Source organism: Streptomyces sp. CB02009, assembly GCF_001905825.1.
In the GTDB taxonomy this organism is placed as follows: domain Bacteria; phylum Actinomycetota; class Actinomycetes; order Streptomycetales; family Streptomycetaceae; genus Streptomyces.
This window is the reverse complement of record NZ_LIVV01000004.1, coordinates 634,560-652,814: the sequence shown is the minus strand read 5'-3', so window position 1 is coordinate 652,814 and position 18,255 is coordinate 634,560. Positions and strand designations below refer to the sequence as shown.

At 70.6% G+C, this 18,255-nt stretch carries 15 protein-coding genes and 5 tRNA genes; 9 read left to right on the top strand and 11 right to left on the bottom strand.

Annotated elements, in window-relative coordinates:
• Window positions 1-94: 94 nt before the first annotated feature.
• The 4 genes from AMK27_RS19340 to AMK27_RS19325 all read right to left on the bottom strand — a co-directional run bounded on the left by AMK27_RS19340 (window position 95) and on the right by AMK27_RS19325 (window position 4,075).
• Window positions 95-167 (bottom strand) — tRNA-Lys (locus tag AMK27_RS19340).
• A gap of 216 nt (window positions 168-383) precedes the next feature.
• Window positions 384-2,711, bottom strand: coding sequence for a DEAD/DEAH box helicase (locus AMK27_RS19335; protein WP_073909250.1), 2,328 nt, complete (start codon window positions 2,709-2,711; stop codon window positions 384-386).
• Window positions 2,712-2,908: 197 nt separating this feature from the next.
• Window positions 2,909-3,610 carry a hypothetical protein gene (locus tag AMK27_RS42710; RefSeq protein WP_158076924.1) on the bottom strand — a complete coding sequence of 234 codons (702 nt, stop codon included), beginning with the start codon at window positions 3,608-3,610 and terminating at the stop codon, window positions 2,909-2,911.
• 114 nt (window positions 3,611-3,724) lie between these two features.
• On the bottom strand, window positions 3,725-4,075 hold the full coding sequence (locus tag AMK27_RS19325) for a metallopeptidase family protein (RefSeq protein ID WP_198955898.1): 351 nt from the start codon (window positions 4,073-4,075) through the stop codon (window positions 3,725-3,727).
• 104 nt (window positions 4,076-4,179) lie between these two features.
• Between AMK27_RS19325 and AMK27_RS19320 the strand changes: the two genes are divergently transcribed.
• From AMK27_RS19320 to AMK27_RS19310, 3 genes are all read left to right on the top strand, one after another.
• Window positions 4,180-4,252, top strand: a tRNA-Glu gene (locus tag AMK27_RS19320).
• A 40-nt stretch (window positions 4,253-4,292) separates the two neighbouring features.
• Window positions 4,293-4,366, top strand: a tRNA-Asp gene (locus tag AMK27_RS19315).
• 22 nt (window positions 4,367-4,388) lie between these two features.
• A tRNA-Phe gene (locus AMK27_RS19310) sits at window positions 4,389-4,462 on the top strand.
• A 132-nt stretch (window positions 4,463-4,594) separates the two neighbouring features.
• Here AMK27_RS19310 and AMK27_RS19305 read toward each other — a convergent pair.
• From AMK27_RS19305 to AMK27_RS19295, 3 genes are read right to left on the bottom strand one after another with little or no spacing between them, the layout of a single operon-like run.
• Complete coding sequence (locus AMK27_RS19305; RefSeq protein WP_073909241.1) at window positions 4,595-5,437, bottom strand: cytochrome c biogenesis CcdA family protein; 843 nt, start codon at window positions 5,435-5,437, stop codon at window positions 4,595-4,597.
• On the bottom strand, window positions 5,434-6,288 hold the full coding sequence (locus tag AMK27_RS19300; protein ID WP_073909236.1) for a DsbA family protein: 855 nt from the start codon (window positions 6,286-6,288) through the stop codon (window positions 5,434-5,436). The genes AMK27_RS19305 and AMK27_RS19300 overlap by 4 nt, the downstream gene beginning before the upstream one ends.
• Window positions 6,289-6,344: 56 nt before the next feature.
• Window positions 6,345-6,695 carry a hypothetical protein gene (locus AMK27_RS19295; RefSeq protein WP_073909231.1) on the bottom strand — a complete coding sequence of 117 codons (351 nt, stop codon included), beginning with the start codon at window positions 6,693-6,695 and terminating at the stop codon, window positions 6,345-6,347.
• A 206-nt stretch (window positions 6,696-6,901) separates the two neighbouring features.
• On the opposite strand from AMK27_RS19295, the gene hrpA reads away from it, so the two are divergent.
• The 3 genes from hrpA to AMK27_RS19280 all read left to right on the top strand — a co-directional run bounded on the left by hrpA (window position 6,902) and on the right by AMK27_RS19280 (window position 11,446).
• Window positions 6,902-10,876 carry an ATP-dependent RNA helicase HrpA gene (gene hrpA, locus AMK27_RS19290; RefSeq protein WP_073909227.1) on the top strand — a complete coding sequence of 1,325 codons (3,975 nt, stop codon included), beginning with the start codon at window positions 6,902-6,904 and terminating at the stop codon, window positions 10,874-10,876.
• A gap of 87 nt (window positions 10,877-10,963) precedes the next feature.
• A tRNA-Asp gene (locus AMK27_RS19285) sits at window positions 10,964-11,037 on the top strand.
• A gap of 124 nt (window positions 11,038-11,161) precedes the next feature.
• Window positions 11,162-11,446: a DUF6274 family protein gene (locus AMK27_RS19280; protein ID WP_073909222.1), complete on the top strand. Its 285-nt coding sequence runs from the start codon at window positions 11,162-11,164 to the stop codon at window positions 11,444-11,446.
• A gap of 340 nt (window positions 11,447-11,786) precedes the next feature.
• On the opposite strand, the gene bldC is transcribed toward AMK27_RS19280, so the two are convergent.
• Window positions 11,787-11,993: a developmental transcriptional regulator BldC gene (gene bldC, locus AMK27_RS19275; RefSeq protein WP_003949541.1), complete on the bottom strand. Its 207-nt coding sequence runs from the start codon at window positions 11,991-11,993 to the stop codon at window positions 11,787-11,789.
• Window positions 11,994-12,387: 394 nt separating this feature from the next.
• Between bldC and AMK27_RS42365 the strand changes: the two genes are divergently transcribed.
• Window positions 12,388-12,573 carry a hypothetical protein gene (locus AMK27_RS42365; RefSeq protein WP_143204866.1) on the top strand — a complete coding sequence of 62 codons (186 nt, stop codon included), beginning with the start codon at window positions 12,388-12,390 and terminating at the stop codon, window positions 12,571-12,573.
• 2 nt (window positions 12,574-12,575) lie between these two features.
• Here AMK27_RS42365 and AMK27_RS19270 read toward each other — a convergent pair whose 3' ends face one another.
• A complete protein-coding gene (locus AMK27_RS19270) occupies window positions 12,576-13,493 on the bottom strand; it encodes a hypothetical protein (RefSeq protein WP_073909217.1) in 918 nt (305 codons plus the stop codon).
• Window positions 13,494-13,648: 155 nt separating this feature from the next.
• Between AMK27_RS19270 and AMK27_RS19265 the strand changes: the two genes are divergently transcribed.
• Window positions 13,649-14,740, top strand: coding sequence for a Leu/Phe/Val dehydrogenase (locus tag AMK27_RS19265; RefSeq protein ID WP_073909623.1), 1,092 nt, complete (start codon window positions 13,649-13,651; stop codon window positions 14,738-14,740).
• 333 nt (window positions 14,741-15,073) lie between these two features.
• Entirely contained in the window at window positions 15,074-15,328 is a 255-nt protein-coding gene (locus AMK27_RS19260) for a DUF3073 domain-containing protein (RefSeq protein ID WP_030318267.1), read from the top strand.
• Between the two features lie 207 nt (window positions 15,329-15,535).
• On the opposite strand, the gene purM is transcribed toward AMK27_RS19260, so the two are convergent.
• Together purM and purF are read right to left on the bottom strand one after the other, a co-directional pair.
• Window positions 15,536-16,630: a phosphoribosylformylglycinamidine cyclo-ligase gene (gene purM, locus AMK27_RS19255; protein WP_073909212.1), complete on the bottom strand. Its 1,095-nt coding sequence runs from the start codon at window positions 16,628-16,630 to the stop codon at window positions 15,536-15,538.
• 57 nt (window positions 16,631-16,687) lie between these two features.
• Window positions 16,688-18,214 carry an amidophosphoribosyltransferase gene (gene purF / locus AMK27_RS19250; protein ID WP_073909208.1) on the bottom strand — a complete coding sequence of 509 codons (1,527 nt, stop codon included), beginning with the start codon at window positions 18,212-18,214 and terminating at the stop codon, window positions 16,688-16,690.
• Window positions 18,215-18,255 lie beyond the last annotated feature (41 nt).

Here is an 18,255-nt window from a genome sequence, read left to right as displayed (position 1 = left end):
CACCGCGGCCCGGATACGGAAACGCCCCGACCGGTCGAAACCGGTCGGGGCGCTCCTCGGCAGCTCGGAGACCGAAGCCCCCGCCTGCCACACGTAGGCCGTGTGGGACTCGAACCCACAACCAACGGATTAAAAGTCCGCTGCTCTGCCAATTGAGCTAACGGCCCGTGGACAAGCACACCCGTGCAGCATAGCCCGAGAGATCCCCCGAACCGATCGGGTATACGCGACGGCTCGGGGCCCGTTCCCGCGACGGCGGGCGGAGCGGACCCCGAACGGCGCTCGGGACGCCCCTGTTCCGGCCGTGTCGCGGGACGCACGCACAGGGCCCGTACGGCACCGAAGTGCTGTACGGGCCCTGTGTGTTGTCAGGTCAGCCGACCTCAGCCGTTGCGCTTCCAGCGCGGCTTGTCGTCGCGGCGGCCGAAGGAGCCACCGGTCGAACCGGTCGAGCCGGTGCCGCGGTGGTCGTCACGACGGCCGTACGGGCGGTCGCCGCCACCCGGGCGGAAGCCGCCGGCGGGGCGGTCGTCGCGGCGGTCGCGGTTGAACGGACGGTCGCTGCCACGGTGGCCGCCGGACGGACGGTCGTCACGGCGCTCGAAAGAACGGCCGCCACGGTCGTCGCGGTTGAAGCCACCCGACGGACGGTCGTCACGACGGAAACCGCCGGACGGACGGTCGTTGTCACGACGCTCGAAAGAACGGCCACCGCGGTCGTCACGGTTGAAACCGCCCGACGGACGGTCGTCACGACGGAAACCGCCGGACGGACGGTCGTTGTCACGACGCTCGAAAGAACGGCCACCGCGGTCGTCACGGTTGAAGCCACCCGACGGACGGTCGTCACGACGGAAGCCACCGGACGGACGGTCGTTGTCACGACGGAAACCGCCACGGTCGCCACCGCGGTCGTCACGGTTGAAGCCACCCGACGGACGGTCGTCACGACGGAAGCCACCGGACGGACGGTCGTTGTCACGACGGAAGCCACCACGGTCGCCACCGCGGTCGCCGCCGCGGAAGCCGCCACGGTCACCGCGGTCGTCGCGGTTGAAGCCGCCACGGTCACGACGCTCGTAGTTGCCCCGCTCGTCGCGGGCCGGACGCTCCTCGCGGCGCTGCTCCTCGGCGCGGGCGGCACGCTCGGCCTCGACGGCGGCGGCCGCGATCTCGGCCTCGGCGGCCTCGGCCACCTCGGCGACAGCGGCCTCCGGGTCCTCGCCACGCTCACGGGCGGCGCGGGCCACCAGGCGGTCGGCCTCCTCGCGGAGCTCGACGGCGCGGAGCTGCAGGCGCTCCAGCTGCTTGGTCAGGTCGACGACCTCGCGCTCGGCCTGCTTGGCCGAGTTGTTCGCCGAGTCGGCCTGGACCTCGGTCAGCGAACGGGCGCCCGTGATCTCGGCGACCTCGGGGTCGAACGCGCCGGCGCCGCCGACCATGTGGCGCGAGGCGTCGACGCCCGCGTCCTCCATCAGACGGAAGATCTGACGGCGCTGGTGCGGCAGGGCCAGGGAGACCACGACACCGGAGCGGCCGGCACGGGCGGTACGGCCCGAGCGGTGCAGGTAGTCCTTGTGGTCGCCGGCCGGGTCCACGTTGAGGACCAGGTCGATGCCGTCGACGTGGATGCCGCGGGCGGCGACGTCGGTCGCGACGAGCGCGTTGACGTAGCCCTTCTTGAAGTCCTCCAGGACGCGGGTACGGGCGCCCTGCGTCATGCCGCCGTGCAGCGCGTCGGCCTTCACACCGGCGTCGCACAGCTGCTCCGCGATGCGGTCCGCGCCGAGCTGGGTGCGGACGAAGATGATGGTGCGGCCCTTGCGGGCGGCGATGGCGGCGGTGACCGGCGCCTTGTCCTTCGGCTTCACGACGAGGACGTGGTGGCTCATGGTCGTGACGTTGCCCTGGGCGCTGTCGACCTCGTGCGTGACGGGGTCGGTCAGGTAGCGCTTGACCAGGGTGCCGATCTCGTTCTCCATGGTGGCGGAGAAGAGCATGCGCTGGCCGCCGCCGGGGATCTGGTCGAGCAGCTCGGTGACCTCGGGCAGGAAGCCCAGGTCGGCCATCTGGTCGGCCTCGTCGAGGACCGCGATCTTCACGTTCTCCAGGGAGCAGGCGCCGCGGTTGATGATGTCGCGGAGACGGCCCGGGGTGGCGACGAGGACGTCGACACCGCGCTCCAGGGCGTAGATCTGGTTGCCCATGGAGGTACCGCCGCAGACGACCTTCATCTTGAGGCCGAGCACGTCGCCGTAGGGCTGGAGGGCGTCCGCGACCTGCATCGCGAGCTCACGGGTCGGCGTGAGGATGATGCCGCGGGGCTTCTTCTTGTCGGTGTGGCCGCCGGCCAGACCGGCCAGGAGCGGCAGACCGAAGGAGAGGGTCTTGCCCGAGCCGGTACGCCCACGGCCCAGGATGTCCTTGCCGGCCAGGGCGTCCGGGATGGTCGCGGCCTGGATCGGGAAGGGGGTGGTCACACCGTTCTGCGCGAGCTTGCGCACGACGCCCTCGGGCAGACCGAGGTCGCCGAAGGTGATGGTGGGCTCGGCGGGCTCCTCGACGGAGTCGTCGTCGGAGTCGGTGTCGAGGGCCTCTACGGCCTCGGCGAGGTCGTCGGTGTCGATCTCGACGATCGCGACAGCCTCGGCGGCGTCGACGATCTCGTCGTTCTCGGGCATGACGGCGTGATCAGAACTGAAAATGGACATGCGAAATGCGAAACCTTCCGGAGTCTCGGCACGCGCCCGTCAACTCCGTGATTTCGCAAACGACCGCCTCAATGCGGTCAGCCACGGCTAGGGAGAGTACGCGCCACACGGCGCTCTTCTGTGTCGGCGCCGGGCAATGGGATCAAACGATCTACCACCATACGCACCCTCCCCCACCTATGGCAAATCGGACTCCCTCACACCGGCCCGACCTGCGGAGACGCCACCGGCTCCGAGGGTGCCCCCGGACCGTCCGCCGCACGCAGCGCACCCATCTGGGTGTCGGGTCCGGGCGACGGCGGATCGGTCGGATGGGAGGTCGGCTCCGGCGTCGGCTCGGGCGTCGGCTCCACGGTCGGTTCGGGCGTCGGTTCGGGCGTCGGCTCCGCGGTCGGTTCCGGCGTGGGCGTGCCCCCGCCGCCCGGACCGCCCGATCCGCCGCCGTTCGCCGCGCCACCGCTGCCGCCGCCCGCGCTCCCGCCCCCGGCGCCGCCGCCCGCCGCACCGCCCGAGCCGCCGCCCGGGCCGTCCTGACCACCCGTCGGCTGCGGCTTCGACGGGCCGCCGGGGCCGCCCGGCCCCTCCACCGGCAGCACCGTGCCAGGGGAGGGCTTCGCCGTGCCCGAGGGGGAGCCGCTCGGCACCGGGGAATCCGTACCGGAACCGGCCACGTCGGGGCCGCCGGCGTCCGGCCGGCCGTTCCACGCGCCGGCGTCGCCGCCGGGCTCCCCGGCCGCACCGCCACCGGACTCGGTCGCCACGCCCCGCTTCCCGCCGGACGCGCCGGGCGCCGGCTTCGCCCCCTCGTCACTCACACTCATACAGCCGCTCAGACCGGCGCAGGCCGCGACGGCCAGCGCGGCGGCGGCCCATCGGACACGGGTGGGCAAATGGCGCACGGGGGCACCTCCAGGACACGACAGGCAGGAACAACGGAACGCGTTGCCCTGCCCAACTCCCCCGGCGCCACAAGGGACACGCCCGAAAGGCCCCGGGCGTGCGCCGGGGGCGGCTCAGCCGTAGCCCAGGGCGTGCAGCCGTTCGTCGTCGATGCCGAAGTGGTGGGCGATCTCGTGCACCACCGTGATCTCGGTCTCCGCGACCACGTCCTCGCGCGACGCGCACATCCGCAGCGTCGGCCCCCGGTAGATCGTGATCCGGTCCGGCAGGACACCGGCGTACCACTCACCGCGCTCGGTCAGCGGCGTCCCCTCGTAGAGCCCGAGCAGGTCGGGATCGTCCGGGGCGGGCTCGTCCTCCACGAACACCGCGACGTTGTCCATCAGCCGCGTCAGCTCCGGCGGAATCCGGTCCAGGGCCTCGGCGACCAGCTCTTCGAACTCCTCGCGCGTCATCTCCAGCACGCGCCCATTGTCCCCCCGCCGGAAACCGTTTTGGCGATAGCGCCCGGCATCCCATATGCTTCTCACGTCCCCGACGCACTGAGAAGTGCGCAGGTGAGCCTCTAGCCCTCATCGTCTAGTGGCCCAGGACGCCGCCCTTTCAAGGCGGTAGCACGGGTTCGAATCCCGTTGGGGGCACGCATCACCGTGTGCGAGACTAGTGATCGCACACAAGCATGGCTCTGTGGAGCAGTTGGTTAGCTCGCCACCCTGTCAAGGTGGAGGTCGCGGGTTCAAGTCCCGTCAGAGTCGCTGAAGCTGGAAACAGCTTCGTGGCTGGGTAGCTCAGTTGGTACGAGCGATCGCCTGAAAAGCGATAGGTCGCCGGTTCGACCCCGGCCCCAGCCACAAACAGAAGGCCCCGTTCGAAAGAACGGGGCCTTCTTCGTGTGCCCGCTTCGTGTGCCCGCTTCGTGTGCCCGCTTCGTGTGCCCGCACGGGGGCGTACGGGGAGGAGGCCGGCGCCTCCTCCCCGTACCGTCACGTCTCCTCGCGCTCCCGCGCACGGCTCCCCCGCCGGCCCCGCAGCGCGAGCACCAGTGCCACCACGGCCACCACCGCGACGAGCAGCGCCCAGTCCGGGACCGCCCGGCCGAGCGAGGCCACCCGCTGCTCCACCGCGAACGAGTCGTCCACGGACAGCAGGCCCGGCAGCGCGGTCGTCCCGTCGAAGACCAGGAACAGCGTCCCGAGGGCCACGAAGAACAGGCCCGAGAGCAGCGACGTCGAATGGAGCGTGAGGCCCCCCACCCGGAGCGGCCGGCCGCGCAGCCAGGACCTGCGGCCCAGGTCGTACCGCTCCCAGAGCAGCGCGAGCACGAACAGCGGAACCGCCATGCCGAGCGCGTACACCGCGAGGAGCAGCCCCCCGTACGCCGGGCTGCCGCTCAGCGCCGCGACCGTCAGGACGCTGCCGAGGATCGGTCCCGCGCAGAAGCCCGCGAGGCCGTAGACCAGCCCGAGGGCGTACACGGAGAGCGCCGACGTGGGCCGGATCCGGCCGCTCGCCTCGGCGATCCGCCGGGAGGCGAAGCCCAGGCCGAGGATCTGCAGCACGCCGAGGCCGATGATCAGCCAGCCGCCGGCGGTGACGAGCAGCTCCCGGTGGCCGTAGAAGAGGCGGCCCGCGAAGGAGCCCGCCGCGCCGAGCGGGACGAGGGTGGTCGCCAGACCCGCGTAGAGGATGCCGGTCCTGGCCACCAGCTTCGCGCGCGTGTCGATCGAATACGCGAAGAAGGCCGGCAGGAGCAGGGCGCTGCACGGGCTGAGCAGGGCGAGCAGGCCGCCGAGGAAGGCGGCGAAGTAGCCGATGCCGGAGGTCACCGCGCGGCGTCCGGACCGGGCTTCGCGGCACCATCGGCCGACTCGGACGCCTTGGCCGGCTCGGACGGCTCGGACGGCTCGGACGGCTCGGACGGCTCGGACGGCTCGGACGGCTTCGGCGCCTTCGGGGCCTCGGCGGACCTGGCGGCCTTCGCGGCGGCCTCGATCGTCTCCGTGAACGTCTCCAGCGGCTGCGCGCCGGCGATCGGCCGGCCGTTGATCAGGAAGGACGGGGTGGAGGTGGCGCCGAGGGAGTAGCCCTGCTCCTGGTCCGCGCTCACGGCCGCGCGCGCCGCCGCCCCCTCGCTGTCCTTCGCGAACCGGGCCGCGTCGGGGACGCCCGCCTCCTTCGCCAGGGCCGCGATCCGGTCCTTGCCGAAGCCCTTCTCCTTGGCGCCCTCCGCGTAGGCGGCCCTGTGGAACTCCCAGAACCGGCCCTGCTGCCCGGCGGCCCAGGACGCGCGGGCGACCGCCTCGGACTCCTCGCCGAAGATCGGGAAGTTCCGCCACTCGATGCGCAGGGTGCCGTTGTCGACGTACTTCTCGATCAGGACGGGCTCGGTGTCCCGGGCGAACTTCCCGCAGTAGCCGCACTTGAAGTCGGCGTACTCGATGAGCACGACGGGCGCGTCGGCGCGGCCGAGGGCGAGCTTGTCGGAGGCGTCGCGGCGGGCGTACGCCTCCAGTTCGGCGTAGACGCCGGCCGAGGGGTCGGCGGAGACCTCGGCGACGGAGGAGGAACCCGCGGCGCCGGGGGACGCGGGCTTGGTGGCGGTGTACGAGACGACACCGAGCAGGACGGCGGCGACGGCCACCCCGGAGACGACGGCGATCGGCTTGGACCTGGACATGCGGAAGCGCTCCTGAGGAGAGGGAAGGAAGAGGACGGCGGAGGACGGCCGTCCGTCTAGACCCTCAGGACCGAGAGCTCCACGGGAGACAGGGGTACGCGCGCGGGTGGCTCCCGTCCCGCCGGCCCGCCCCGGCCGGCCGCGTCCCGCTCCCGGGCGCCGCACGGCGTCCGGTCGGCGGCCAGGGCCGGCAGCAGGTCCGCGAAGGCGTGCGCGCGAGGCGGTACGACGGGGCCGGCGGCCCCCTCGTCGACGGGATGGCCCGGGTCGCAGCCGGGGACGGCGGCGCCCAGGACGACCGGGGCCGTCCCCGCGGGCGTGGCCGGTGTCGCACCGCACACCAGGAGTCCGAGGACCAGCGCCACGAGCGCGGCGAACGCCGCCGGCACGCGGGTGGTGCGGAACATGCGAAACCTCTCCGGTCCGGTCGACGTGCCCGAAATAGTACGCACCCCACCACCCCGTATCCGGAAGCCACCCGTCATCGGGGTGCCCGCGGGCGCCCCGGGGAGCCACTCGTCCGGTCCCCCGGGCGGCCACTCGTGCGGTCCCGGGCGGCCACTCGTAAATCGGTTCGCCGCTTCTCGGCCGCAGGTGCGATCCTGGATTCCGTATGTCTACTTCCTTCGCCGCCCTCCAGTCCGTCCTGGCCGAGGTCTCGCTGCGGGACTCCCACCGGCTCGGCCGCCGTCTCGAAGGCGCCCGCCGCATCCGCAAGCCCGAGGCCCGCGCGGCCGTCCTGGACGAGATCGCCGTCGAGGCGGCCAAGGCCAAGGAGCGCGTCGACGGGCGCGCCTCCCGCGTGCCCGCGGTCACGTATCCCGAGCAGCTGCCCGTCTCGCAGAAGAAGGACGAGATCCTGGAGGCGATACGCGACCACCAGGTCGTGATCGTCGCCGGTGAGACGGGTTCGGGTAAGACCACCCAGATCCCGAAGATCTGCCTGGAGCTCGGCCGGGGCGTCCGGGGCATGATCGGGCACACCCAGCCCCGCCGGATCGCCGCCCGCACCGTCGCCGAGCGGGTCGCCGAGGAGCTGAGGACCCCGCTGGGCGAGGCCGTCGGCTGGAAGGTCCGCTTCACCGACCAGGTGAACCCCGACGCGACCTTCGTGAAGCTGATGACGGACGGCATCCTGCTCGCCGAGATCCAGACGGACCGCGAGCTGCGCGCCTACGACACGATCATCATCGACGAGGCCCACGAGCGGTCCCTCAACATCGACTTCCTGCTCGGCTACCTGGCCCAGCTGCTGCCGAAGCGCCCCGACCTCAAGGTCGTGATCACCTCGGCGACCATCGACCCGGAGCGCTTCTCCCGCCATTTCGGCGACGCCCCGATCGTCGAGGTCTCCGGCCGTACGTACCCGGTCGAGGTCCGCTACCGGCCGCTCCTGGAGGAGGACTCCGAGGAGAGCGACCGGGACCAGATCACCGCGATCTGCGAGGCCGTCGACGAGCTCCAGAAGGAGGGTCCCGGCGACGTCCTGGTCTTCCTCTCCGGGGAGCGCGAGATCCGCGACACGGCGGACGCTCTCACCAAGAGGAAGCTCTTCGACACGGAGGTCCTCCCGCTCTACGCACGGCTCTCCCACGCCGAGCAGCACCGGGTCTTCCAGGCGCACTCCGGCCGCCGGATCGTCCTCGCGACGAACGTCGCCGAGACCTCCCTGACCGTCCCCGGCATCAAGTACGTGATCGACCCGGGCACCGCCCGCATCTCCCGCTACTCGCACCGGACCAAGGTGCAGCGGCTGCCGATCGAGCCGGTCAGCCAGGCCAGCGCCAACCAGCGCAAGGGCCGCTGCGGCCGTACGTCCGACGGCATCTGCATCCGGCTGTACTCGGAGGACGACTTCCTCACGCGGCCGGAGTTCACGGACGCCGAGATCCTCCGGACGAACCTCGCCTCCGTCATCCTCCAGATGACCGCGGCCGGCCTCGGCGAGATCGAGAAGTTCCCCTTCATCGACCCGCCGGACCACCGCAACATCCGGGACGGCGTGCAGCTCCTCCAGGAGCTCGGCGCGATCGACCCGGCGGAGAAGGACCCCAAGAAGCGGCTGACCCAGCAGGGCCGGAAGCTCTCCCAGCTGCCCGTGGACCCCCGGCTCGCCCGGATGGTGTTGGAGGCCGACAGGAACGGCTGCGTCCGCGAGGTCATGGTGATCGCGGCGGCGCTGTCGATCCAGGACCCGCGCGAGCGGCCCTCGGAGAAGCAGGCGCAGGCCGACCAGCAGCACGCCCGGTTCAAGGACGAGACGAGCGACTTCCTCGCCTTCCTGAACCTCTGGCGCTACGTCCGAGAGCAGCAGAAGGAGCGCGGCTCCAGCTCGTTCCGCCGGATGTGCAAGCAGGAGTACCTGAACTTCCTGCGCATCCGCGAGTGGCAGGACATCTACAGCCAGCTGCGGACGGTCGCCAAGCAGATGGGCATCCACCTCAACGAGGAGGACGCGCCCGAGCAGTCCGTCCACGTCTCGCTCCTGGCCGGCCTGCTCAGCCACATCGGCATGAAGGACGTGAAGGAGTCCAAGGACGGGGCGAAGGACGGCGCCCGCCGCGACGCCGGCCGGGGCGAGTACCTCGGCGCGCGGAACGCCAAGTTCGCGATCTTCCCCGGTTCCGCGCTCTTCAAGAAGCCCCCGCGCTTCGTCATGTCCGCCGAGCTGGTGGAGACCTCGCGCCTCTGGGCCCGGGTCAACGCGCGCGTGGAGCCCGAGTGGATCGAGCCGCTCGCCCAGCACCTGGTGAAGAAGACGTACAGCGAGCCGCACTGGGAGAAGGACCAGGCGGCCGTGATGGCCTTCGAGAAGGTGACGCTGTACGGCGTCCCGATCGTCGCCGACCGCAAGGTCAACTACGGCCGGATCGATCCCGAGGTCTCCCGCGAGCTGTTCATCAGGAACGCGCTCGTGGAGGGCGACTGGCGCACCCACCACAAGTTCTTCGCGGACAACCGCAGGCTCCTCACCGAGGTCGAGGAGCTGGAGCACCGCGCGCGGCGCCGGGACATCCTGGTCGACGACGAGACGCTCTTCGACTTCTACGACAAGCGCGTCCCCGAGCACGTCGTCTCCGGCGCCCACTTCGACTCCTGGTGGAAGCACAAGCGCCACGAGGAACCGGAGTTCCTGGACTTCGAGCGCGAGATGCTCATCAACGAGAAGGCCGCCGGGGTCACCAAGGACGACTACCCGGACTCCTGGCGGCAGGGTCCGCTGAAGTTCCGGGTGACGTACCAGTTCGAGCCCGGGGCGGACGCCGACGGCGTGACCGTCCACGTCCCGCTCCAGGTCCTGAACCAGGTGACGGACGACGGCTTCGAGTGGCAGATCCCCGGTCTGCGCGGCGAGGTCGTCACGGAGCTGATCCGCTCCCTGCCGAAGCCCATCCGCCGCCACTACGTGCCGGCACCGAACTTCGCCTCCCGCTTCCTCGACGCGGTGGTGCCGGTGCAGGAGCCGCTGGCGGGGGCGCTCGCCCGCGAACTCCAGCGGATGGTCGGCGTGCCGGTGACGGCCGAGGACTTCGACTGGGCGAAGGTCCCCGAGCACCTCAAGGTGACGTTCCGGATCGTCGACGAGCGGCGCCGGAAGCTCGCCGAGGACAAGGATCTGGAGACGCTGCGGCTGCGGCTGCGCCCGAAGGCCCGCAAGGCCCTCTCCCAGGCCGCCGCGGCGGCCACCGGGGGCCCGGACGGCTCCGGTCCCTCCCTGGAACGCGCGGGGCTCACGGACTGGACGATCGGGACGCTCACGAAGGTCTTCGAGGCCAAGCGCGGCGGGCAGCCGGTCAAGGCGTACCCGGCGCTCGTGGACGAGGGCGCGACCGTCGCCGTACGGCTCTTCGACACGGAGGCCGAGCAGGAGCGGGCGATGTGGCGGGGCACCCGGAAGCTGATCATGCTGAACATCCCGGTGAATCCGGCGAAGTTCGCCTCGGACAAGCTGACCAACCAGCAGAAGCTGGCCCTGTCCTCGAACCCGCACGGCTCGATCCAGGCCCTCTTCGACGACTGCGCCACCGCGGCGGCCGACAAGCTGATCGCGGAGCACGGCGGCCCGGCGTGGGACGAGGAGTCGTTCCGGAAGCTGTACGACAAGGTCCGCGCGGACCTTGTCGACACGACCGTGCGGACGGTGGGCCAGGTCCAGCAGATCCTGGCGGCCTGGCAGGCGTGCGAGCGCCGGCTGAAGTCGACGAACAGCCTGGCGCTGATCAACAACCTGACCGACGTGCGCGACCAGCTGGCCTGGCTGATGCCGGCGGGCTTCGTCACCCGCACGGGGCTGAAGCGGCTCCCGGACCTGATGCGCTATCTGGTGGCGGTGGACCGGCGGCTCCAGCAGATGCCGACCGGGGTCCAGCGGGACACCACCCGGATGGAGAAGGTCCAGGAGATGCAGGACGAGTACGCCTGGCTGCTCGAACAGCTCCCCAAGGGCCGCCCGGTGCCGTCCGAGGTCACCGACATCCGCTGGATGATCGAGGAGCTGCGGGTGAGCTACTTCGCGCACGCGCTGGGCACGGCGTACCCGATCTCGGACAAGCGGATCGTGAAGGCGATCGACGCGGCGGCCCCGTAGCGGGGCGTCGCCGTCGGTGAGTTCGACCGGACCCCCTGACCTGCTGTACAGTCTTGCTCGCAGCCGCTTACGAGGGGCTGCGAGCAAGGCTCTGTGGAGCAGTTGGTTAGCTCGCCACCCTGTCAAGGTGGAGGTCGCGGGTTCAAGTCCCGTCAGAGTCGCTTTTCACGAAGGCCCGCATCGCGAGATGCGGGCCTTCGTTGTGTCCCGGTGCTTGACGGGGCCAGGAGCCCGCCGGTACCCCGGACATCAGGGATTCGGGGCCCACACCGGAGGTGGTCGCGCATGGCCGCGGCGTCCGCAGCACGGCACGAGACGAGAGCACTGCTGCGCGCCCATCTGGCGGCCGCGTCCCGGTACGGACACCTCACCCGCCACTGCGTGGTCTGCCATCGCCTCCTGCGGCTCTCCATGGACCTCCCGGAGCCCGAGGGCCCCGAGGAGGGGCCTGAGGAGGCCGAGGAGGGCCTGGAGGGCGCCGAGGGAGGGCTCGGAGGGTGCGGAGGCCCGGCGGGTGGGCCCGTGGGGCCGGCGGACGGGAGTGGGGACGAAAGTCCCACCGACCCATGACCAACGGCGGGTTGAGGCCGTTCCGCGAAGTGGGAGGCTGTTCTTTGGCAAGAGTTCGCCAGTGTGACGGGAGTCACTGAAGTAGTTTCAGAAACCGCTTCACTTACACCCTCCCTACACCGGCCCGATTTAATATGTGCAATTGCACCACCCCTCGCAGAGTGGCGCCGGACACAAAAGAAGATCGCGCCAGACCCGGCGGAGTCCAGCGCGATCGTTGACGAAGGCCTGTTGGGGCAGGAATCCGTCGGCAGAGCTAGGTGTGGGCGACCGGATTGGGGGATCCGGACGGGCCCGGTGTTACGGGGTACTGCGGGTACTGCGGGGTGTTTGCGCGACCTCAGGCCTCGCTGCGCTGCTGCGGAATGCCCGCCAGCAGAGCGCGAACCTCAGCTTCGCGGTACCGGCGGTGCCCACCCAGGGTGCGGATGGACGTGAGCTTCCCGGCCTTCGCCCAACGGGTCACCGTCTTCGGGTCCACGCGGAACATCGTGGCAACCTCGGCAGGGGTCAGCAGCGGCTCGGCATCAGGGGTGCGAGCGGTCATGAGCGGCCTCCTCGGGAGAACCGAACCATCTCGGTTCTTTCCTCTAAATTCTGCACCTTGACCCGCGTTGCCCGAAATGGCAGAAGCGGGCCGAGTCGGTTATAGGACGAACGGCTTGTCCTCGGCACTACAACTACACCATCCGTCCAGCCACGTCGGCCAAACCGATGGAATTGCCCTCGCAGGTGTTCATCAGCGGCGGAAGTCGATGGACCATGCCATAACGGACAGTCACGCCACTGTGACGATCAGTCACAGAGCGATCAGGAGTCCTCAGACCCCCCATAGAGTGCAATGCTGAGCGTTCCGCCCATAGATGGACGGAAGGAACCCTCCCCGGACTCCTTGTCCTATTTTGGCACGAGGGTGGGTGATGGGCGCAAGGGTGCGTTACGTGCTGTCCGTCACGCTTGAGCCAAAGGCCCGGATCGGGACCAACGTCCCCGCCCAGCAGGTGCCGAAAGACCCGCGACCGCTCGGCATTCAAAACCGGGCAGGCGGTATCCGGACAGCCATGAAGATCATTTACACCCGTCGGACATGTCTTGTCGATACCGACCTGACGAAGATGCCCGACTGATGTCAATTCGCGAAGCGAAGGTCCCTGACCGTCCGCCAGCGCTCCGCGAGCCGCCCGTACGCCTCGCTCGCCCGCTCGCCGTCGCCGGCCCGCAGTGCCGCGATCCCCTCCGCCAGCTGCGCCGCCGACCGGTCCGCCGCCAGCCACTCCTCCGGGAGCGCATGCACCAGCCCGCCGAAGTCCAGCTCCACCAGCGCCCGCGGATGGAACTCCTCCAGCCAGCGCCCCACCTCGATCAGGCCCTCCGTCATCGGACCGTCGTCGATCGACTCCCGCAGGGCCCGCAGCGCCCGCGCGAGACGGCGGCGCGCCTGCGCCATCGTCGTCCGGTAGCGCAGCACCGGAGCCCGCCCCGCCCCGGCCGCACCCGCGCCGGCCGCGGGCTCGCCGGCCGCGACGCCCTCACCGCCCGCACCCGCGCCGGACGGCGGCTCCCCCGGCTCGTACTCCCGTTCCTCGTCCCCGAAGAGCGCGAACCAGCGCAGCGGCACCTGCCAGACCGCCGTACGGATCCACGGACGCGCGTCCGGGTTCCTGCTCAGCCAGCGCTCGTAGTCGCTCGCCACCTGCAGGCGCACCACCGGCGGCAGCATCGCGTCGAGCACCGGCTCGGGGAACTGGCCGTCCAGCTCCTGGAGCGCCAGCCACCCCCGCAGCCGGGTCCGCCACGGGCAGACCACCACCACTCCGTCCAGCCGGGCGACGAAGGCCTCCCCGCTCTCGTGCACCGGCACCGGGACCGGCGGCGTCGGCAGCAGGTCGGCCAGCGAGCGCCGCAGCTCCTCCTGCGCCCCCGGGGTGCGCGGCAGGCGGGCGTACCGGGCCCAGTGGGTCCGCTCCGGCTCGGGGAACGCGGCCAGCGGCTCGTACACCCGCAGATAGGACGCGTAGGGAATGAGGACCGAGGAAGCGACCGACATGTCGCGAATCCTTCCACGGAGGTACTCCGGGAGGGGGTGATCCTGAGCACTGCGGCCGATCTACGCCCAGGTAGGACTTACCCTCGTGCCGAACTGGTCCTCCCCCACCCACAGGGAGGTCCGCAACCGCCGCTTCGTACTTGGGAGTCACCACCGTGACCGATGTGACCGGCGTTCCTGCTGATGTACTGCACACCCTGTTCCACTCGGAGCAGGGTGGCCACGAGCAAGTCGTGCTCTGCCAGGACCGCGCCACCGGCCTCAAGGCCGTCATCGCCCTCCACTCCACCGCCCTGGGCCCCGCCCTCGGCGGCACCCGCTTCTACCCGTACGCCACCGAGGCCGCGGCGATCGCCGACGCCCTCAACCTGGCCCGCGGCATGTCGTACAAGAACGCCATGGCCGGTCTCGACCACGGTGGCGGCAAGGCCGTCATCATCGGCGACCCGGAGAAGATCAAGTCGGAGGAGCTCCTCCTCGCCTACGGCCGCTTCGTCGCCTCCCTCGGCGGCCGGTACGTGACGGCCTGCGACGTCGGCACCTACGTGGCCGACATGGACGTCGTGGCCCGCGAGAACAAGTGGACCACCGGCCGCTCCCCCGAGAACGGCGGCGCGGGCGACTCGTCCGTCCTCACCGCCTACGGCGTCTTCCAGGGCATGCGCGCCTCCGCGCAGACCCTCTGGGGCGACCCGACGCTGCGCGGCCGCAAGGTCGGCGTCGCGGGCGTCGGCAAGGTCGGCCACTACCTCGTCGAGCACCTCCTGGAGGACGGCGCCGAGGTCGTGATCACCGATGTGCGCGAGGAGTCGGTGCGCCGGATCACGGACAAGCACCCGCAGGTCACCGTCGTCGAGGACACCGAGGCGCTGATCCGCGTCGAGGGTCTCGACATCTACGCGCCCTGCGCGCTCGGCGGCGCCCTGAACGAGGAGACCGTCCCGTTCATCACCGCGAGCATCGTCTGCGGCGCGGCGAACAACCAGCTCGCCCACCCGGGCATCGAGAAGGACCTCGTCGAGCGCGGGATCCTCTACGCGCCCGACTACGTGGTCAACGCCGGTGGCGTGATCCAGGTCGCCGACGAGCTGCACGGCTTCGACTTCGACCGCTGCAAGAAGAAGGCGACGAAGATCTTCGACACCACCCTCGAGATCTTCGCACGTGCGAAGGCGGACGGGATTCCGCCGGCGGCGGCGTCCGACCGGATCGCCGAGCAGCGGATGGCCGACGCGCGCCGCGCCTGAGCCCGTCCGGGGCCGGCCCGCCGCCGGGGTGACCGTGGGACGTCCGTGGGAGGGCCACGGAGCGACCAGGGAGCGACCGCGGGGAGACTTCGCTCACGCCCCTCGGCGGGTCGGGCCTCGAGAAGAGGTTAAAATCGCGATTGACCAGCGAGGAATGGGCACCTCGATGGTTCTGTACCGGGGTATGTGATGCGCGCGGCGTACCGTAGACCCGCGGAAACAGGTACCGTTGAAGCCCTACGGACCGGTCTCTCTGTCGAGAGTCCGTTCCGAATCATGAACGCGTGTCAAGACTCTGGGGCCACCGAGCCCCGTCACCGAGGGGGTCGAGCCATGGGGCGCGGCCGGGCAAAGGCCAAGCAGACCAAGGTCGCCCGCCAGCTGAAGTACAGCAGCGGCGGGACGGACCTGACGCGTCTGGCCAATGAGCTGGGCGCTTCGACTTCGAACCAGCCGCCGAATGGCGAGCCGTTCGAGGACGACGACGAGGAAGACGACCCGTACGCCCAGTACGCGGATCTCTATAACGAGGACGACGAGGACGAGGACGACGAGTCCGGTCCGAGCGCGTCCCCGCGTCGCGCTTGACCTTCTGAATCGCATACGGAAACCCGGTCCGGGATCACCCGGCCGGGTTTCTGTGCTGTCCGCGTCCGGGCCGCCGCAGGCCGTGCGACACGCACGGGACACGCCGCGCCCACGCCGCACGGGACGCGCGACACCCACGGGACACGCCGCGCCGACGCGAACGGGGCGCCCCCTCAGGAGCGCCCCGTCACCTCGTACCGACGAGGGTCACTTCGCGTAGTCGCCGACCAGCTCCGCGCCCGTGGTGTGCGCGCCGCGCTCGGTGATCTCGCCCGCGACCCAGGACTCGACGCCCCGGTCCGCCAGCGTCGTCAGGGCCGCGTCCACGAACTCGGCCGGCACGACCGCCATCATGCCGACGCCCATGTTCAGGGTCTTCTCCAGCTCCAGGCGCTCCACCTGACCGGCCTTGCCGACCAGGTCGAAGATCGCGCCCGGCGCCCAGGTCGAACGGTCGACCGTGGCGTGCAGGCCGTCCGGGATCACCCGGGCCAGGTTGGCCGCGAGACCGCCGCCCGTGATGTGGCTGAACGCGTGGACGTCCGTGGTCCGGGTGAGGGCCAGGCAGTCCAGCGAGTAGATCTTCGTGGGCTCCAGGAGCTCCTCGCCGAGCGTCCGGCCGAGCTCGTCGACCCGCTGGTCGAGCGTCATGCCGGCGCGGTCGAAGACCACGTGCCGGACGAGCGAGTACCCGTTGGAGTGAAGACCGGAGGAGGCCATGGCGATGACCGCGTCCCCCGTACGGATGCGATCGGCGCCGAGCAGCCGGTCGTGCTCCACGACACCCGTGCCCGCGCCGGCGACGTCGAAGTCGTCCGGGCCGAGGAGGCCCGGGTGCTCCGCCGTCTCGCCGCCGACCAGGGCGCAGCCGGCCAGGACGCAGCCCTCCGCGATGCCCTTGACGATGGCGGCGACCCGCTCCGGGTGGACCTTGCCGACACAGATGTAGTCGGTCATGAAGAGCGGCTCGGCGCCGCAGACGACGATGTCGTCCATGACCATCGCGACCAGGTCGTGGCCGATCGTGTCGTACACGCCCATCTGGCGGGCGATGTCGACCTTCGTCCCGACGCCGTCGGTGGCGGAGGCGAGCAGCGGACGCTCGTAGCGCTTGAGGGCGGAGGCGTCGAAGAGGCCGGCGAAGCCGCCCAGGCCGCCGAGGACCTCGGGGCGCTGCGTCTTCTTCACCCACTCCTTCATGAGCTCGACGGCGCGGTCACCCGCTTCGATGTCGACGCCCGCGGACGCGTAGCTGGCACCAGTGCCCGCGTGCGGAGCACGCTCGGAGGACTCAGTAGACATGCTGAAGAACTTTCGTGTCGTACTGCGGTTGCAGCGGGGTCTTACGGGCGTCGGACCTCACGGGCGGCGGAGCGCGTCGGAGGCCGCCGTGGCAGCGGGACCCGCGGCCAGTTCGGTCTCCAGGAGCTGCTTGCCGAGCAGCTCGGGGTCCGGCAGCTCCATCGGGTACTCGCCGTCGAAGCAGGCACGGCAGAGGTTCGGCTTCTGGATCGTGGTCGCCTCGATCATCCCGTCGATCGAGATGTACGAGAGCGAGTCCGCGCCCAGCGACTTGCCGATCTCCTCGATCGACATGCCGTTGGCGATCAGCTCCGCGCGGGTGGCGAAGTCGATGCCGAAGAAGCAGGGCCACTTCACCGGCGGCGAGGAGATCCGGATGTGGATCTCGGCCGCGCCGGCCTCGCGGAGCATCTTGACGAGGGCGCGCTGGGTGTTGCCGCGGACGATCGAGTCGTCGACGACCACCAGGCGCTTGCCCTTGATGACGTCCTTGAGCGGGTTCAGCTTCAGCCGGATGCCGAGCTGGCGGATGGTCTGCGAGGGCTGGATGAAGGTGCGCCCGACGTAGGCGTTCTTCACCAGGCCGGCGCCGAACGGGATGCCCGAGGCCTCGGCGTAGCCGATCGCGGCCGGGGTTCCGGACTCCGGCGTCGCTATCACCAGGTCGGCCTCGACGGGCGCCTCCTTCGCCAGGCGGCGGCCCATCTCCACGCGGGAGAGGTACACGTTCCGGCCGGCGATGTCGGTGTCCGGGCGGGCCAGGTACACGTACTCGAAGACACAGCCCTTGGGCTTCGCTTCCGCGAATCGCGAGGTACGGATGCCGTTCTCGTCGATCGCGATCATCTCGCCCGGCTCGACCTCGCGGACGTAGCTCGCGCCGCAGATGTCGAGGGCGGCGGACTCGGACGCGACCACCCAGCCGCGCTCCAGGCGGCCGAGGACCAGCGGGCGGATGCCCTGCGGGTCGCGGGCCGCGTAGAGCGTGTGCTCGTCCATGAAGACGAGGGAGAAGGCGCCCCGGACATCGGGGAGGACCTTGGCGGCCGCTTCCTCGATGGTGAGCGGCTTGCCCTCGTCGTCGACCTGGGCGGCGAGGAGCGCCGTCAGCAGGTCGGTGTCGTTGGTGGCCGCGACGCGGGTGCTGCGGCCTTCCTTCTTGGGCAGGTCGGCGACCATTTCGGCGAGCTGCGCCGTGTTCACCAGGTTGCCGTTGTGGCCGAGCGCGATCGAGCCGTGGGCGGTTGCCCTGAACGTCGGCTGCGCGTTCTCCCACACGGAGGCCCCGGTGGTCGAGTAGCGGGCGTGACCGACCGCGATATGACCTTGGAGTGAACCGAGAGAGGTCTCGTCGAAGACCTGGGACACGAGGCCCATGTCCTTGAAGACGAGGATCTGGGAGCCGTTGCTGACCGCGATACCCGCGGATTCCTGGCCCCGATGCTGGAGGGCGTAGAGCCCGAAGTACGTGAGCTTTGCGACCTCTTCACCCGGAGCCCAGACACCGAAGACGCCACAAGCGTCCTGGGGGCCTTTCTCGCCGGGAAGCAGGTCGTGATTGAGTCGACCGTCACCACGTGGCACGTTTCCGAGTGTAGACGGGCTCGACCACTGGTCCGAATTGA

Excerpts from the sequence above, each read along its gene's own strand:
- AMK27_RS19335 (WP_073909250.1), bottom strand. The coding sequence starts at position 2,711 with ATGTCCATTTTCAGTTCTGATCACGCCGTCATGCCCGAGAACGACGAG.
- AMK27_RS19300 (WP_073909236.1), bottom strand. The coding sequence starts at position 6,288 with ATGTCCAGGTCCAAGCCGATCGCCGTCGTCTCCGGGGTGGCCGTCGCC.
- AMK27_RS19295 (WP_073909231.1), bottom strand. The coding sequence starts at position 6,695 with ATGTTCCGCACCACCCGCGTGCCGGCGGCGTTCGCCGCGCTCGTGGCG.
- hrpA (WP_073909227.1), top strand. The coding sequence starts at position 6,902 with ATGTCTACTTCCTTCGCCGCCCTCCAGTCCGTCCTGGCCGAGGTCTCG.
- AMK27_RS19280 (WP_073909222.1), top strand. The coding sequence starts at position 11,162 with ATGGCCGCGGCGTCCGCAGCACGGCACGAGACGAGAGCACTGCTGCGC.
- bldC (WP_003949541.1), bottom strand. The coding sequence starts at position 11,993 with ATGACCGCTCGCACCCCTGATGCCGAGCCGCTGCTGACCCCTGCCGAG.
- AMK27_RS19270 (WP_073909217.1), bottom strand. The coding sequence starts at position 13,493 with ATGTCGGTCGCTTCCTCGGTCCTCATTCCCTACGCGTCCTATCTGCGG.
- AMK27_RS19260 (WP_030318267.1), top strand. The coding sequence starts at position 15,074 with ATGGGGCGCGGCCGGGCAAAGGCCAAGCAGACCAAGGTCGCCCGCCAG.
- purM (WP_073909212.1), bottom strand. The coding sequence starts at position 16,630 with ATGTCTACTGAGTCCTCCGAGCGTGCTCCGCACGCGGGCACTGGTGCC.